This is a genomic window from Candidatus Methanoperedens sp. (assembly GCA_027460535.1).
Lineage (GTDB): Archaea > Halobacteriota > Methanosarcinia > Methanosarcinales > Methanoperedenaceae > Methanoperedens.
This window is the reverse complement of record JAPZAR010000009.1, coordinates 14,420-29,393: the sequence shown is the minus strand read 5'-3', so window position 1 is coordinate 29,393 and position 14,974 is coordinate 14,420. Positions and strand designations below refer to the sequence as shown.

Below are 14,974 nucleotides of genomic sequence, written 5' to 3'. Positions count from 1 at the left end.
CGTGAAATCGGAATTACTGATGGACTTATTGAACAATTCCTCTCATGGGCTCATTGATATGATCCGCCGTGCGTCGAGGACTAAAATTCCCTCCGACCTGAAGGTGGTAATTTATTTTATTGTCCTGGCCCTATTGTTCGTGCTCGTTCCACCATTTGACGGCACCCCTATCAGAATAATTTTCGGGATACCCGCAGTGCTATTTTTCCCTGGGTATGTTTTGATCGCGGCACTTTTTCCGGGTAAGAACGATCTTGATCCAATTGAGCGCACGGCTCTCAGCTTCGGACTCAGCATTGCAATAGTCCCCCTGGTAGGCCTGGGATTGAACTTTACGCCATGGGGCATACGCCTCGTTCCAATAATAATAGTACTAACTCTTTTTATCCTGGCAATGACCGTTATTGCCCTCTTCCGGCGCCTCAAGCTTGCGGAAAATCAGAGGTTTGATGTAAATCTGAAGGAAATTTATAATTCGATCAAAACCGAAATTGTCCATAAACCCGAGAACCGCGTTGATAAAATTTTAACTGTCGTTCTTATCATATCCATCATAACATCTCTCTTTATGGTGGTTTACGTTATTGCCACCCCAAAACAGGGCGAGAAGTTCACTGAATTCTATCTTCTTGGCCCAGGTGGAAAAGCCGAAGGATACCCGGCAAACCTCACCGTTGGAAAGACTGATTCGGTCATCGTCGGGATAGTTAATCACGAATATGAAAACGTCAACTACACGCTCAGGGTCGAAATTAATGAGGACATCCTGAAGGAAGAGCAAATCCAGACCGCTTATAATCAGACCTGGGAGCATCAGGTCAACTTTACGCCCAGGCATGCAGGCACAGAGCTCAAGCTCCAATTCCTCCTTTTTAAGAACAATAATTTTACCCAGCCCTACAGGGATACCCATCTATGGGTTGGGGTCAGTTCAGGCTGAATCTTGTAATAATTTTGTTCTTCCCGTGCTCAACCTGCTCTATCACTACGTTTTTCCCTGTACTTTTTGTGATTATGCACGCTATCATACTGCAGAAGGAACAACCCACTGCGCATATGCCGGGGGCTTCTACGGAAACCTTCTCGCACAGGTTCAGGTACAGCGGGTTATTTATAATAACGGTTATATCACCGCTTCCTTTCGCCACCTCAACGCTATCGGCAAGCTCAAGCCCTTTAGCCAGCACTTCATTCAAAGCCCCGTATATATCGCTAAAGTCTGCGCCCTCTTTTTCTGCCATCTTCATCATAGAATACCCAAGCGGGACGAGCACCAGGGCAGTACTTTGGCCTAAATTAAATGTCCTCCGGAGGGCTTCACCTCGCGGCATATTTCCGGGTTTGAGCGGAAGTACGACCCTGATCTCATCATCAAACATTAAATAAATTCCTTTAGAATGTATTTGGAGTTCCTGGATGATATTATTTATTACTATAAGGCTGGATAGATTGCTTTTCTCGAGTATCTCTTCACGCACGAACTTCTCAGGCGCGAGAAAAAGGGACAGGATACCAAGATAAGTGGTACCCAGCCCTGCGAATAGAAGGATCGATGCAAGAGTGGTATTGTTATGGGTGAAATAAGAGATAGCAAGCGTGGCCGCCCCGAAAGCGATAAGCGCATAGCCCGTGTTCCTGTACTCATTTTTTTTTGCCCGGCTGCGTTCTTTTCTCAGCCTTTCGACCTCCCGCTCCGACTCTGCCAGTCTTTTTTCTAAAAATGAGTTTTCCATCCCTGCACCGCCTTATCGATAATTAGTTCCGGCCTTTCACCCGGTCGTGCCTCCATTACTTTTACACTTTTAAGACGCTTGAATTTTTCAATTTTTTTCTGTAATCTCATGTATTCAATATAATGTTCTTCAAGCTCAAGCACATCATATTCCTTGAAAAGAACGGGTGATGTAACGATCACAAGAACCCGATTCCCGTAATATGTCGCAAGGCGCACGCTGTCAAGCACCGGCACTTCATACGCAAGGTCCGTAATTATCGCGATCAGTGAAGGTGTCTTTGAAAACTGGATCAGATGCTTTATGGCACGGTATATGCCCTGCGACTCCATAATCCTTGAGTGTTCAGAACCCTCGATAAAAAACGGCGAAAGAATAGAATGGAAGCGATCTCCATTGGAGGATCTCAACTTTCTTTCAAATTCCTTTATCTCCCCGGCATCCATGGCCAAGGTACACGGTTTACTCGTCTCAGGGACCAGAGAAAAGAGATCTCTTGATATTTCAAACGGGTTCTTCCCACTTTTTATCAGGCATTTGTTGGTGATGCGATCATGGGTGAATGTGATCACGCCTGTTGGCTGGTTGTCCCTGGCCGCCTGCTGCGTCAAATAATTTGCTATCCGAATTGCATAGTCAAGGTTATCCTGGCCATCCATCTTGCTGTGATCCACCAGAACGAACATCGAAAGCCCCGTATCAGATTCAAACTCTTTTGTGAACATGCTATTAAGCCGCAAACTTGTTTTCCAGTCTATATGCCTCACATCGTCTCCGGGCATATAATTCCTGATCTCCGCAACTTCGGTTCCCATGCCTTTTTGCCTCAACCTGCCGCTTCCGTACTGTGTGGAAATATAGTGGGCCAACATGGATTTTCTCGATAGGACAGGCGGATAAATACTTACCTCGATATGGCTTTCAATATCAGACCTGTGCCTGAACATCCGAAGATTGCTTTCAATATCAAGATGCGATCTTGAGAACGAATAAGTTCCGCGCCCGGTTGCTTTCAAGCAGTATGAAAAATGGTGCTGGGTTTTTTCAGGGTTGATATTCTGGCCCGCATCCCCTGAGATGAAGGTAAACGATTCGGGATATAAATCCTGAAAATGAACTTTCTTTAGATTTCTGGCATTTATTTTCAGGTCTACCTCAACATCCAGCAGGTTATCCATATGAATTTTTGTTTTGCCTACCTTTCTTACGACCGATGCATTGAGAGCATCAAGGGCTATCAGAAAACTTACCAGATCGAAAAATACCGCGAGGGCAATGACTGCGCCAGGGGCGTAAAAGAGAGGATTTGATGTTATCAGGCCTAACAGTGTAAAAATGAAAACAAATATAGCTGAATTTTTTCCTGTTGGTTGAAATTGCATTTACAAGACTTCCACACTGTCTAAAGCGTCCTGAATAACGTCGTTAACTGAGACTCCGCCAAACTCCGATTCCGGGGAAAGTATGAGGCGGTGCCGGAGTACAGCAGGGAGAAGATGCTTAACGTCGTCCGGGATAACGTACGACCTGCCCTGGATCGCAGCTAAGGATTTTGAGGCATTTAAAAGGGCAATGGATGCCCTGGGGCTTGCTCCGATCAGAAGATCTTTATTATTTCTCGTTTTCAACACAAGGTTCCGGATGTAGATCAAAACTTTCTCGTCTATGTACACCTTTTTCACGGCATTTATCAATCCAGTGATCTCAGCAGGGGAACTGACTTTCTTAATTTCATTGAATAAATCCTTGTCCTTGCGCACCAGTATTTCAAGCTCTTCTTTTTCATCAGGGTATTTCACCTCAAGCTTGAACAGGAACCTGTCTATCTGTACCTCTGGAAGCGGGTATGTACCTTCAAGATCTATGGGATTCTGCGTGGCTATGACCATATAAGGCCTCGGGACAGGGATGGTCTTCCCTTCAAGCGTGACCTGGCGCTCTTCCATACATTCAAGAAGCGCGGATTGGGATTTAGGCGATGTCCGGTTGATCTCATCCGCCAGTACGATATTGGCGAACACAGGTCCTTTCCGCAGCTCAAAGGTGCCGGTCTTTTGATTGTATATGTATGTGCCTGTAATGTCCGCAGGCATGATATCGGGCGTGAACTGTATCCTCTTGAAATCACAGCCAAGTGCCGATGCAAATGTTTTTGCAATAGTCGTTTTCGCAACGCCGGGATAACCTTCCATCAGAATGTTGCCCTCTGAGAGAAGACTTATGATAAGGTGATCGATCAGGTCGTTTTTCCCCACGATGATCTTATTCACTTCATTAAAGATCGCCTTGGCGGTGCGCTGTATCTCTATGAACTTAGTTCCCGTGTTCATTTATTTATTTCCTCGGATCCTGTTTCTAAAAAGCATGAACCTTCGTTTATCCCAGTTCTTCCTGCTCAATATTTCTGAAATAATGGTATCTTCATCCGGATCAAACCTGTATTTTGTGGTTTTGGTTTTAAGCTTACTAATCTCGTCTCTTTTCATATATATAAATGCCAGGGATATAACTACTGCTGCAAACAGGTACTGAAAGGAGGGATTGTTTCGTATCATGTAATTAAAAGCCGGTATAGGCGGCATGCGTACGGTTTCGTCAAAGCCCACGAATGGTCTTTCCTCAACAAGTTTCCCAAGGAGTAGCCTGTTGTCCTGCATTGGAAGCATACTGTTAATGAAAATACTTGGGTCTGATATCACAACGATCTTTCCCTGCCCGAAGGCGAGATCCGCTATTACCGGATAACTTTCCCTTTCGCGATCTGATTGCGCCCATCTGGAGTCGTTCTTTGAAAGCCAGCTGAATCGGCTTGTATTTGCAAGCACGCTGATAGATCCATTCGTGATCACAAGGGATGTAGGATAATTCAAGGTGATGTTGCTCACATTTTCGATGTTCGCTTTTACCACTGCCAGTGTGGAGTTTTTCCAGAAACTCACGTCATCCTGGAGCAGCAGGCCGGAAAAGGATACGGACGTAGTTAATCTGTTGAGGAGCTGGTTCCCTGTGCCAAAGTCATCTGAGAGAACAAGGAGCCCGCCCGACCTTACAAATTTTTGAATGATCTCTATGTCCTTTTCTGAAAAATTGCTTCTCGGCCCAAGAACAACAAGCGCCGATCCATTGGGTTTCAATAAGGTGAGGTCCTGGCGGGCAGGCATTGAGATTACCGTATGGTTCTCAGATATGAGATCTTTGATCTTCGTGGCTCCATTCCAATCAGGATTGTAGGTGCTGAAGTCTTCGCCATTCTCGGAGAACCTGAAGAAGGCTATGAGCAACAGGACAGATACGACCAAGATCAATATTTTTCCGTTTATTTTATTCATTTTTTGATATTTTATAAATTTTTTTAAGCAGATCCAAAGTTTTCAAAGCCATATCTTCATTCATTTTATTGCTGCTGTACATGGCGAGCTCATAGACTTCGGTCAGTTCCTTGAACTCATTGGCGTATTCAAGCGCGCTTTTTTTTACAAGGTCATAGAACTCCCTGGGGGTTTGCTGCTGCGTGACCTTGATCCCTGAAACTGCCGAAATGCAGTCTTTCGCGCTCTTGAAAGAAATTGAGATGGATTCCCTGTACCACCTTTGCCTGATAAGGTTGTCCAGATGAGCCAATATCTCCTCCTGCTGTACCTTTGCACGAGGCTCTTCCTGTTCAATTTCTTCTTTTACAGGTTCAGTTGCGATCGATGGCTCTTCGATTTTCTCAGATTTGCCGAACCTTGCTCTAATCGAAGAAACAAGGGCTTCAATCTGAGGTATGCGAACTTTTTCCTTTCCCAGGTAGAGGATACCTGAAAGTACGGCCAGTGCGAGCATCAGGAATATGATATTTTTATAGAATACAGGATTAGTCTTTATCTCAACTGGCATTGAATTTTCAGAGGGTAATAACGAGGATTCTCCATTAAATCTGATCATAATGAGATGATTCCCAAGACTCACATTTTTTGCCATCCAGTAACTAAAAGAAAAGTTCCCATTATTTACAATTGCTGTGCCGATTTCCCTCGAATCGAACTGGACTGAAATATTGGAAGCAGGAACTCTACGATTCTTAGAGGTCAAAAGATTCCCTGTAATATTCAAATAATCATTCTGATAAACCATCTTGGGCCCCGCTATTGAAAGCGTGGTATTTGTCTGCATCACTTCTATCTCAGTTGCATTTCCTGATCGTATGAGCGGCTGAGCAGATGGGATGAAATCCGAACCAATTCTATGCACCCCGTTTTTTATATTGGGAACTGTAAAATTGTACTTATATGAACCATCTTCATCAGTTTTCACATTCGTGAATGTCTGGTTATCGATCGAGATAACAATATCTGCATCTGATATGCCGGATGCATTCCTAGTGAGAAGATTTCCTGAGATCGACAGGAAATCACCAAACACCAAATAATTTGCATTTGAATTAACGCTAAGCATGGTGTCGGCTGCAATCACATTTATTGTGGTCATATTGGTTGCTCCAAGAAGCAGTGGATCAGATGAATTGAAATCTGCACGCACCGTATGCTTGCCTCCCCTAATCATCGAAATTTTGAAATCGTATCTATATGTTCCATTATTGTCGGTTTTCACGTTTACTATGGTGCCGTTATCTATGGAGATCATAATGCTTGCCTCAGCCACCCGGGACGCATTTTTTGCTGTCAGATTTCCTCTCAGGCGCAGAATGTCTCCAAATTCTCCATATTCTGGTTTTGCATCGATTGTTATGCCAGTAACCGATGGCTGGATGAAAAAAGTGCTCTTAGCTGCAGATGATAACAGAGGCTCATCATAAGGTACGAACTCTGCATAGACGGTATGGTTTCCGGGTTTTGCACCGGGTATTTTGAATGTATAGTTGTATTTGCCTTTTTTATCAGTGGTGAGACTGGTAAAAGTCTCATTATCTAATTTCACGGCCATTGTTGCATCGGGAACGCCTGAACCATTTCTTGGCAGGGTCAGGTTCCCGGTGATACTTATCGTATCCCCGAATTCGCCGCCCGGAGGAGCGACCGAAAGCTTTGTAACGGTGTCGTCGAAAAGGGTTAACTCAACGGGGCGCCATCTTTTCTGGATCTCTTTAATGGTATTATTGAAGGTAGATAATCCGGTCTCGTATCGAGTGATATTCACACCGGGAAACCGTGCGACTGCGTCCATGATCTGTGCCTGCTGCAAAGAACTCAGGTTCCCGATGACCTCCCTGGCACTGATGGCTATCTGGATAGCTTTATCAGTCTGGTTGTTCTCATATGCAGCTTTCCCTTCATCATAGAGAGCACGCAACCGATTTACATCTTCGGTGCTTAAATTCAATGAACCTGCGCTTCCTTTTAACTCCCCGTACACGTCGCCGTCAATCTGAACTAAAATATTGTCATTCTCTCGAAGTAAGCGCAGATATTCATCAAAATTCTCTTTGGCATCCTTGATATTGCCCTTGTTCAGTGATATGAAAATCTCTGACCTGTAGAGAAGAAGTTCATTGATGATCGACAACTGCTGCGCAAGGAGGTTTGAATTCGAGACCGTGACGTTGCTCGGGTTTATATGAGAGGGTAAGCCCCCGGAAGCAGCCGCTATCATTCCAAGAATAATTAAGATCAGTAGAAGGTTTGAGCGCAGTATCAGGATCTTACCTGACCTCTTCACATTTCCCATAGGATTATCCGATTATCTTCAATACTTTTTCTGCAACTATGATCGAGAAGCCTATTGCCCCGATCAGCACCACCCATTTCAACCTCTGTTTCCATTCGGGCTTGAAATTGAACGGCGCGGTGATTTCAACAAGCACGAGGAAGCCTATCAGGTTCAAGACAAAAAATATCTCAATGTCCAGACTGTTGACTATTATAAGGAAGAAGAGCACCATGAACATCCATGCAGAGAGGAGATACACGAATCTGTGCTGTCTTGGGATCGATACCATTGTAGTGGGATATGCTTCCAGGATATTATAACTTTCTCAAAGAATGCATAAAAATATCTGCAATGCAAGCGTTGCATCGCTGTATGATCGCGCTTCGGAACCTTGCATATAACAGGTTCAGGACATTACTTTCGATAGCAGGCATAGCTATAGCCGTAATTTCCATTATACTTCTGGGTTCTATTGGCAACGGGCTCCTTATAACAGGTGAAAAGACCCTTGAAAAGAGCAGCATGCAGATGTGGATGACCGGCAAGGCCCTTGATCTTGAGTCGCAGTACTCCGGCGGTACGGAAGGAAAAATAGCAGATGCCCATAATCTTGAGAAGGAGCTTTTAAAGAACAGCAATATTAAAAGAGCGATTCCCGTGCTGACCGAGATAGTGTATGCTTACAGGGAAGGGGCAGAACCGAAAGCTGTATTCGGTCTTGGGATCGAAGAAACCAGCGGCAGTTTTGTCTCAATTCTGCAGGGGGAAGGTCTCACAGGCGATACGCATTACAACAAAGGGCTGTATAGCGGTCCCTGGGTAAGTGAAATACTGCTGGATGAAAGGGCTGCAAAGCTCCTGGGAGCAAATATCGGCGATACTCTTAATATCGGAAAAACGGTCATAGAGGCGCGCAAACAGAAATTCAAGGTAGTCGGGCTTACCAATTCGATGTCAAGCTTCAGCTCAGGCCCCATGCTCGTTTTTTACCTCTCAGAGCTTCAGGACATTTCCGGGAACAATTATTATGATACCGTGAATCTCATAATGCTCAGGCTGAAAGACCCTACCAAAGCCGAAGATACGCAGAAACAACTGGAGGCACAATACCCGGACTATACCGTGAGCACGAACCTGAATCTCCTGAAAAAGATAGTGAAGCAGAATTTCCCTATACTGGCAAGCGCATTTTCTATCGTTGTCCTGGCAGTGATCATGGGAGCCATTCTCATGGTGAACACGGTGCTTTTGTCCCTGAACGAAAGAAAGAACGAGATAGGTATCTTAAAGGTAATGGGTTTCATGCGGTGGTCCATATTCAAGTTTGTGGGATCCGAAGGCTTCCTGGTATGCATAATTGGCGGGATCACGGGAGTTTTGCTCAGCATTCCACTTTCAGGGATGCTGAACATGATCGTCTATAAAGTGGCGGGATTCAATAACCTTGTACTGATCGATAATACCTATATTTACATGGGCATGGCCGTCGCGATCATCACAGGACTCCTGACGAGCTTCCTTGCCGTAATGCAGATAAGCCGGATGAAACCTGCCGAATTGATAAGGGGGACATAATAAAATTGAGCCGGTAAACCGGAAGCTATAGGCATAGTGCATTATAAGTAAACCAGGTAAATGTCCAAAATCACATCTAGAGATAACCCTAAATACTTTTGGATAAATAAATATTAAGAGGGATAACCTTGTGAAAAATGTACCAAAGATTACCGCGATTCTCCCTGCCTTTAACGAGGAGGTCTCTATCGGCAGCATGGTGCTGCGCTCAAGACAGCATGCCGACAGGGTAATAGTCGTCGACGACGGCAGCACGGATAATACTGCAGAGGTGGCAAGGCTTGCAGGAGCAGAGGTCATCAGGCATCCAAAGAACCTGGGAAAGGGATGGGCGCTGAGGACGGGGTTCGGGGCTGTGAACGGGGCGGATATCATAGTCACCATGGACGCGGAAGGCAGGCCTGAAAGGATACCGGAGATGGCCAATGCCATAAAAAATGAGTGTTATGATATAGTGATCAGTTCAATACCCCGCAATAAATCTTCAGGTAATGAAAATCTTTTTTTCCTGAATAGAAATAAACCTTACAATAAAAAAGAAGAATTTCTTGCCCTCTCAGCGAAATCATTAAGCAAGATCGATCTAACTATCTTAAATGGATCGTCTATTAAGAACATATTATCCCAGGCTGAAAGGAGCCAGATGAAGATAAAATACTTATATTCCGGAAAAGAACCCAATTTCAGCCAGCTCAAAGGTTATAATATTGGGGTCGTGGTCCCGGCATTCAATGAAGAACTGCTGATAGAAGATACACTCCGGGGCATCCCGGAATACGTCAAAAGGATCTACGTGATCGACGACTGCAGTACCGACAGGACACCTGAGATCGTAGGGGGCGCCTCCGACCCCAGGATCGTATTTGTCCGCCACGATAAGAACCGCGGTGTCGGCGCGGCCATTGTCTCGGGTTATAAACTGGCCCTTGAGGATGATATGGACATCGTGGCAGTCATGGCAGGGGATGACCAGATGGACCCCGAGCAGCTTCCCCGCCTGCTCATGCCCATTATAGAGGAAAGGGCCGATTATACCAAGGGGAACCGGCTGATAAGCAAGGAGTTCCGCCATGGAATGAGCAAATGGAGGTTCTTCGGGAATGCGATGCTTACGATGATCACGAAGATAGCGACAGGATACTGGCATGTGATGGACCCCCAGAACGGCTATACGGCAATATCCAGGCGGACGCTTGAGATACTGAACCTGGATTCCATCTATCCCTATTACGGGTACTGCAACGATCTGCTTGTAAAGCTCAATACATTCGGGATGAGGGTAGAAGACGTGGTGATGCCAGCGCGATACGGGAGGGAGAGATCCAAGATAAAATACAGCAGATACATCCTGAAGGTTGCCCCGATGCTCTTCAGGGGGTTCCTGTGGCGCCTCAAGACCAAGTACATAGTGCTGGATTTCCATCCGCTTGTGTTCTTCTATGTGGCAAGCATGGTACTTCTGCCTGCAGGAATGCTGCTCAGCCTGTGGATATTGGTTCAGAAGCTGTATCAGAATCCGGTCTCCCAGAACCTCCCGCTGCTTGCGGTATTTATTGATCTCATGGGGTTGCAATTCCTTCTGTTCGCAATGCTCTTTGACATGCAGGCTGATAAGAGCAGGAGCGGAACGGTTTAAACGCTATTTTCTTGCTTTTCTCCGGGAAATGAGGCATGCCAGTACACAGATCGCTATCACAGCGAACCCGACGGCCTCCGCGACGAAATCAAAAGAGAATTCAGGATGTATAGATCTCCTGAACATGATCGTGAAATAATCGATCCAGTTATCCGGGGGAGTACCATGCGGTAAGCCCCATCCGAAGAGGGGCCAGAGAAGAAGCGCAGGCTGTGTCCAGAGGCGGTCTTCCAGCAGGTGGAGGAGGGAAGCGCCCGAAATGAGAAGGATGCGAGCATCCCCGTGATCCCTGAATCTTATTAATCCTGCAACTGCGAGGATAAGAACGAATGCGAGAGTATGGGCAATGAGATGCCCGCTGGCAAGAGAATACGGGAAAAGAACTCTTCCGACCAGTTTATCAATAATATCCGGCAGTACCGCGCCCAGAGCCACGTACCAGTAATTGATATGGTTCCTGAATCCGGGAACAAGATATCCGAGGATGAAAAAAAGCGCAAGTGTGACGCCCAGGTGCCCGAAGAGGAACATGATACCAATCAGGAGTTATGACCAGAAAAATGCTTTCAAGACCATATGCTGCAACAGGTTCATCAGGAGTGAATAATTTTATTGATACCGCGCATATTGGACTTCATCGCTCTTGGAAAAGGGTGGTTATAGATTGCATGGTATAATGGAACTTTACGCTTTCAAGTTTCCGCTCCCTCTGCTCCACAGTGGCGCCCCACCATGACGCTGGCAGAGTACTTCAAGGCAGAGAAGCTGCCTCCGCGCTTTGCCATGATGCGCCACGACTTCGACCGCAACCTGAAACGCGCTGAACACGGCGAGGGTGGAGCAGAAATTCAGAATAAGATATTAATAATATCCATGCATAATTTAATCCATGTGTGTTTATCTCAGGTATAATAAAAGAAATGTGAGGAAATATGCAAATAATTGAAGATGTTGCGCACGTTCTCAACATAAGCAAGGAAAAATTGGAAATCGAAAGCATTAGAACCTTTCTGGAAAAGGAATTGAGAAATATAGAGGCGGAAATATACAAGATCGGTTCAAAGCATGGGATAAAATCAATTTTTGAACTGGATGAAAAGTTAAAAACGGGGGAGATCAAAGAAGAAGATATGATGGAAGACTTTATGGAACTTGATTATCTCGAATCCCGAAGAGATGACCTGTTAAAGGCAATGGAGAAAATTAGGTGGCAGAAATCCTTAAACTGAAAAGAATTGTTGATACCGAGTACAGTGATATTACAATAGATTCGAATATTTATCATGATAAGCTAAGGGTATTTTTGAAAGACGGCTCTATCGCTGATATCTGGTTCTCAACAAAGATACCCGGACGTTTCTCGTATCACTGGGAAAGAAGGCAAATCAACGGGAAGATGTATCGTCCCCTGACCCACGCTGGAAAGGAGTTTCTACCTACCCCAAACATTTCCATAATGGTTCACAAAACAATGCAGAAGAGAGCAGAATAAATGACGACCAGCTTCAGGTATTCGTGAATTTATGAATTTAATAAAAAAGATGTTAGAATTAGAAGAATAAATGAATATCCAAAAAACCTTGTAAAAGAGGAAAAAGACTAATGCCCCTCGACTTCACCCTCCATAAATTCCGCTCCCTCTGCTCCGCTGTGGCGCAGCACCCTGACGCTGGCAGCGTACTTCCAGGCAGAGAAGTTGCCCCCGCGCTTTGCGATGATGCGCCAGGACATCGACCGCAAACCCATGAGCGCGCTGAACACGGCGAGGGTGGAGCGGGAGCTGGGGATAAAAGCGACGTATTATTTCAGGATGAATGTTTTCCGTCCTGAGATCATGCGCGAGATAGAAAGTGTGGGCCATGAGGTCGGGTATCATTACGAGGTGCTGGGGAAGGCGAATGGGGATTGAAATATCCCAAGACGGCATGAGGTCTACGATGCTCACTAATTCGATACCTTATACTAAAGATTTATAGTGGTCTGAATCATAACTTATATATCCTTGTTTTATATAGAAGTAATTCATAGCAAGATAACCAGAAATAAACAAACTGAAGAGAATAAACAATAATGAGACAATTTAATAATGAATTATTAGATGAGATTAAAAAGAGGATTATTGAAAAAGTCCATCCTGAAAAGATTATTCTTTTTGGTTCACATGTGTGGGGTAAACCTGAAGAATCAAGCGATATAGACCTATTTGTTATCCTTCCCCATTCAGATCAACCATCTTATCGGCGAGCAAGAGTTATTTATGAAGTATTGCAGGGTATAAAATATCCTATCGACATTATTGTGCAGACTCATGATGAGGTTGAAAAGAATAAATTGGTAAGAACATCACTTGTAAATAATATTCTATCCAAAGGTAAAGTATTATATGGATGATCCAAGGATCAATGAAGTAGTTCAATGGCTTATAAAAGCTGAACATGATATTGGTTCGGCTCGTCGTCTCCTAAGTGGTGATATTCCCTACCTTGATACCGCTGTATACCATTGCCAGCAGGCTGCCGAGAAATCTTTGAAGGCATATCTGACCTTAAAGGATACACCTTTCCAAAAGATCCATGATCTTTCATTCCTGGTCGAACAGTGCAAGGAATTAGATATTGAATTTGAACAAATCATGGATATTTCTTCCATTTTGACACCTTATGCCATCGCTTTTAGGTACCCTGGAGATGTAATTCAGCCAGATCCACAAGATGCGGATGAAGCATTAAGATTAGCTGTTGAAGTGTTTGATTTTGTCCTTAACAAAATGCCTGACGACGTAAAAAAAGCGCTTTTAGAACAAAAAAGATCATAACAATCGTTGAAATATCCAGATAAGGAGCTTAAAAAATGTTTAGGAAAAGCAAAGAGATCTGAACCAGAGCTACCTTATGCCCCTCGATTTTACCCTCTCCAAATTCCGCTCCCTCTGCTCCGCAGTGGCGCAGCCCACGCTGGCGGAATATTTCCAGGCAGGGAAGCTGCCCCCGCGCTTTGCCATGATGCGCCACGACATCGACCGCAAACCCATGAGCGCGCTGAACACTGCGAGGGTGGAGCAGGAGCTGGGGATAAGGGCGACGTATTATTTCAGGATGAATGTTTTCCGTCCTGAGATCATGCGCGAGATAGAGGGTATGGGGCATGAGGTGGGGTACCATTACGAGGTATTGGGGAAGGCGAATGGGGATCATGGGAAAGCGATAGAGATGTTCGGGAGGGAGTTGAAGGAGTTCAGGAAGGTATGCGATGTCAGGACGATTTGTATTCATGAGGAGATGGTTTTTAATTAGTGATCGAATAATTGAAAGGAGCACCTAATTGAGAATACTAATAGATATCGGGCATCCGGCACATGTTCATTTTTTCAAGAACACTATCTGGGCTCTCGAAAAGCATGGGCATGAGGTAATGGTCACAGCACGGGATAAGGATGTAGCTATTGACTTGCTTAAAGCATATAATATTCCACATATAGTTCTGACCACTATGGGGAGGGGAAAGATTGGACTAATGAAGGAATGGCTAATTCGAGATTATAAACTACTAATTCTTGCAAAAGAATTTAAACCAGATATCTTAACAGGAATACTTAATCCATGCGCAGCCCATGTTTCCAAATTGCTCGGCAAAAAAGCGATTATCTTTAATGACACGGAGCATGCAACTTTCGCCGAGGCGATCACATATCCGTTTACAGATGTCATCATTACACCATCCTGTTTCAAAAAGAGCCTGGGTAAAAAACAAGTTCGATACAATGGCTATCATGAACTCGCTTATTTGCACCCGGATTATTTTAAACCAGACCCTGCTGTTCTTGATGAGCTTGGACTGAGCAAAGAGGATATATTTATCATTTTGCGATTTGTTACCTGGGGCGCGAGCCATGACGTCGGGCAGCATGGCATACAAAATAAAATAAGATTGGTTAAGGAACTGGAGAAATATGGTCGAGTGTATATCACCTCTGAGGGGCGGCTGGATAATGAGTTAGAAAATTATAAGATTAAAGTTCCTCCTGAGAAAATACATGATTTATTGTATTATGCCACTTTGTATATGGGAGAGGGGGCAACGATGGCTACTGAAAGTGCAATATTGGGCACTCCTGCAATTTATGTTTCATCTCTTGCAGGGACAATGGGTAATTTCATCGAACTTGAACAAAAATATGGGCTAATGTTTAATTATAATGATTCCGATATAGCAATAAAAAAGGCGGTCGAACTTATACAGAAGCCAGAGATAAAAAGGGAATGGAACGAGAAACGAGAGACGTTATTAAAAGACAAAATAAATGTGACTGGATTTATGGTTCGGTTTTTAGAAGATTTTCCCATGAGTCTTGAAAAAATAAAAGATGAGATATTAGGTTAGC

Annotated in this window: 18 protein-coding genes; 11 read left to right on the top strand and 7 right to left on the bottom strand. The window is 44.4% G+C overall.

Annotated elements, in window-relative coordinates:
• Position 1: 1 nt before the first annotated feature.
• Positions 2–940, top strand: coding sequence for a DUF1616 domain-containing protein (locus O8C65_03085; protein MCZ7355894.1), 939 nt, complete (start codon positions 2–4; stop codon positions 938–940).
• Here O8C65_03085 and O8C65_03080 read toward each other — a convergent pair.
• Genes O8C65_03080 through O8C65_03055 form a run of 6 tightly spaced genes read right to left on the bottom strand, consistent with a single transcriptional unit; the run spans position 927 to position 7,671 of the window.
• Positions 927–1,733 carry a hypothetical protein gene (locus O8C65_03080; protein ID MCZ7355893.1) on the bottom strand — a complete coding sequence of 269 codons (807 nt, stop codon included), beginning with the start codon at positions 1,731–1,733 and terminating at the stop codon, positions 927–929. The two genes, O8C65_03085 and O8C65_03080, sit on opposite strands and share 14 nt — an antisense overlap.
• Positions 1,715–3,115, bottom strand: a complete 1,401-nt coding sequence (locus O8C65_03075) for a DUF58 domain-containing protein (GenBank protein MCZ7355892.1) — start codon at positions 3,113–3,115, stop codon at positions 1,715–1,717. The genes O8C65_03080 and O8C65_03075 overlap by 19 nt, the downstream gene beginning before the upstream one ends.
• Complete coding sequence (locus O8C65_03070; protein MCZ7355891.1) at positions 3,116–4,063, bottom strand: MoxR family ATPase; 948 nt, start codon at positions 4,061–4,063, stop codon at positions 3,116–3,118.
• On the bottom strand, positions 4,064–5,062 hold the full coding sequence (locus tag O8C65_03065; protein MCZ7355890.1) for a DUF4350 domain-containing protein: 999 nt from the start codon (positions 5,060–5,062) through the stop codon (positions 4,064–4,066).
• The gene (locus O8C65_03060) at positions 5,055–7,400 is read right to left on the bottom strand and encodes a carboxypeptidase-like regulatory domain-containing protein (protein ID MCZ7355889.1); all 2,346 of its coding nucleotides are present in this window, start codon (positions 7,398–7,400) and stop codon (positions 5,055–5,057) included. The genes O8C65_03065 and O8C65_03060 overlap by 8 nt, the downstream gene beginning before the upstream one ends.
• A 4-nt stretch (positions 7,401–7,404) precedes the next feature.
• Positions 7,405–7,671 (bottom strand): hypothetical protein, encoded by a 267-nt coding sequence (locus O8C65_03055; protein ID MCZ7355888.1) that lies wholly within the window; start codon positions 7,669–7,671, stop codon positions 7,405–7,407.
• An 83-nt stretch (positions 7,672–7,754) separates the two neighbouring features.
• Here O8C65_03055 and O8C65_03050 point away from each other — a divergent pair, with 83 nt between their 5' ends.
• Both O8C65_03050 and O8C65_03045 read left to right on the top strand, forming a co-directional pair.
• Positions 7,755–8,957, top strand: coding sequence for an ABC transporter permease (locus tag O8C65_03050; protein MCZ7355887.1), 1,203 nt, complete (start codon positions 7,755–7,757; stop codon positions 8,955–8,957).
• A 130-nt stretch (positions 8,958–9,087) separates the two neighbouring features.
• Positions 9,088–10,593: a glycosyltransferase family 2 protein gene (locus O8C65_03045; protein ID MCZ7355886.1), complete on the top strand. Its 1,506-nt coding sequence runs from the start codon at positions 9,088–9,090 to the stop codon at positions 10,591–10,593.
• Between the two features lie 3 nt (positions 10,594–10,596).
• On the opposite strand, the gene O8C65_03040 is transcribed toward O8C65_03045, so the two are convergent.
• Positions 10,597–11,124: a metal-dependent hydrolase gene (locus tag O8C65_03040; protein MCZ7355885.1), complete on the bottom strand. Its 528-nt coding sequence runs from the start codon at positions 11,122–11,124 to the stop codon at positions 10,597–10,599.
• Between the two features lie 201 nt (positions 11,125–11,325).
• On the opposite strand from O8C65_03040, the gene O8C65_03035 reads away from it, so the two are divergent.
• The 8 genes from O8C65_03035 to O8C65_03000 all read left to right on the top strand — a co-directional run bounded on the left by O8C65_03035 (position 11,326) and on the right by O8C65_03000 (position 14,973).
• Complete coding sequence (locus O8C65_03035) at positions 11,326–11,505, top strand: hypothetical protein (GenBank protein ID MCZ7355884.1); 180 nt, start codon at positions 11,326–11,328, stop codon at positions 11,503–11,505.
• Positions 11,506–11,525: 20 nt separating this feature from the next.
• Positions 11,526–11,822, top strand: a complete 297-nt coding sequence (locus O8C65_03030) for a hypothetical protein (protein ID MCZ7355883.1) — start codon at positions 11,526–11,528, stop codon at positions 11,820–11,822.
• The gene (locus tag O8C65_03025) at positions 11,801–12,085 is read left to right on the top strand and encodes a hypothetical protein (protein ID MCZ7355882.1); all 285 of its coding nucleotides are present in this window, start codon (positions 11,801–11,803) and stop codon (positions 12,083–12,085) included. The genes O8C65_03030 and O8C65_03025 overlap by 22 nt, the downstream gene beginning before the upstream one ends.
• 204 nt (positions 12,086–12,289) lie before the next feature.
• Complete coding sequence (locus O8C65_03020; GenBank protein ID MCZ7355881.1) at positions 12,290–12,502, top strand: hypothetical protein; 213 nt, start codon at positions 12,290–12,292, stop codon at positions 12,500–12,502.
• 161 nt (positions 12,503–12,663) lie between these two features.
• The gene (locus tag O8C65_03015; protein ID MCZ7355880.1) at positions 12,664–12,984 is read left to right on the top strand and encodes a nucleotidyltransferase domain-containing protein; all 321 of its coding nucleotides are present in this window, start codon (positions 12,664–12,666) and stop codon (positions 12,982–12,984) included.
• Positions 12,977–13,408, top strand: coding sequence for a HEPN domain-containing protein (locus tag O8C65_03010; GenBank protein ID MCZ7355879.1), 432 nt, complete (start codon positions 12,977–12,979; stop codon positions 13,406–13,408). Before O8C65_03015 ends, O8C65_03010 begins: the two co-directional genes overlap by 8 nt.
• Before the next feature lie 76 nt (positions 13,409–13,484).
• Positions 13,485–13,886 (top strand): hypothetical protein, encoded by a 402-nt coding sequence (locus O8C65_03005; GenBank protein MCZ7355878.1) that lies wholly within the window; start codon positions 13,485–13,487, stop codon positions 13,884–13,886.
• 28 nt (positions 13,887–13,914) lie between these two features.
• Complete coding sequence (locus O8C65_03000) at positions 13,915–14,973, top strand: DUF354 domain-containing protein (GenBank protein MCZ7355877.1); 1,059 nt, start codon at positions 13,915–13,917, stop codon at positions 14,971–14,973.
• The last annotated feature ends 1 nt before the right edge of the window (position 14,974 follow it).

Excerpts from the sequence above, each read along its gene's own strand:
- O8C65_03080 (MCZ7355893.1), bottom strand. The coding sequence starts at position 1,733 with ATGGAAAACTCATTTTTAGAAAAAAGACTGGCAGAGTCGGAGCGGGAG.
- O8C65_03075 (MCZ7355892.1), bottom strand. The coding sequence starts at position 3,115 with ATGCAATTTCAACCAACAGGAAAAAATTCAGCTATATTTGTTTTCATT.
- O8C65_03070 (MCZ7355891.1), bottom strand. The coding sequence starts at position 4,063 with ATGAACACGGGAACTAAGTTCATAGAGATACAGCGCACCGCCAAGGCG.
- O8C65_03065 (MCZ7355890.1), bottom strand. The coding sequence starts at position 5,062 with ATGAATAAAATAAACGGAAAAATATTGATCTTGGTCGTATCTGTCCTG.
- O8C65_03060 (MCZ7355889.1), bottom strand. The coding sequence starts at position 7,400 with ATGGGAAATGTGAAGAGGTCAGGTAAGATCCTGATACTGCGCTCAAAC.
- O8C65_03055 (MCZ7355888.1), bottom strand. The coding sequence starts at position 7,671 with ATGGTATCGATCCCAAGACAGCACAGATTCGTGTATCTCCTCTCTGCA.
- O8C65_03050 (MCZ7355887.1), top strand. The coding sequence starts at position 7,755 with ATGATCGCGCTTCGGAACCTTGCATATAACAGGTTCAGGACATTACTT.
- O8C65_03040 (MCZ7355885.1), bottom strand. The coding sequence starts at position 11,124 with ATGTTCCTCTTCGGGCACCTGGGCGTCACACTTGCGCTTTTTTTCATC.
- O8C65_03035 (MCZ7355884.1), top strand. The coding sequence starts at position 11,326 with ATGACGCTGGCAGAGTACTTCAAGGCAGAGAAGCTGCCTCCGCGCTTT.
- O8C65_03030 (MCZ7355883.1), top strand. The coding sequence starts at position 11,526 with ATGCAAATAATTGAAGATGTTGCGCACGTTCTCAACATAAGCAAGGAA.
- O8C65_03015 (MCZ7355880.1), top strand. The coding sequence starts at position 12,664 with ATGAGACAATTTAATAATGAATTATTAGATGAGATTAAAAAGAGGATT.
- O8C65_03010 (MCZ7355879.1), top strand. The coding sequence starts at position 12,977 with ATGGATGATCCAAGGATCAATGAAGTAGTTCAATGGCTTATAAAAGCT.
- O8C65_03005 (MCZ7355878.1), top strand. The coding sequence starts at position 13,485 with ATGCCCCTCGATTTTACCCTCTCCAAATTCCGCTCCCTCTGCTCCGCA.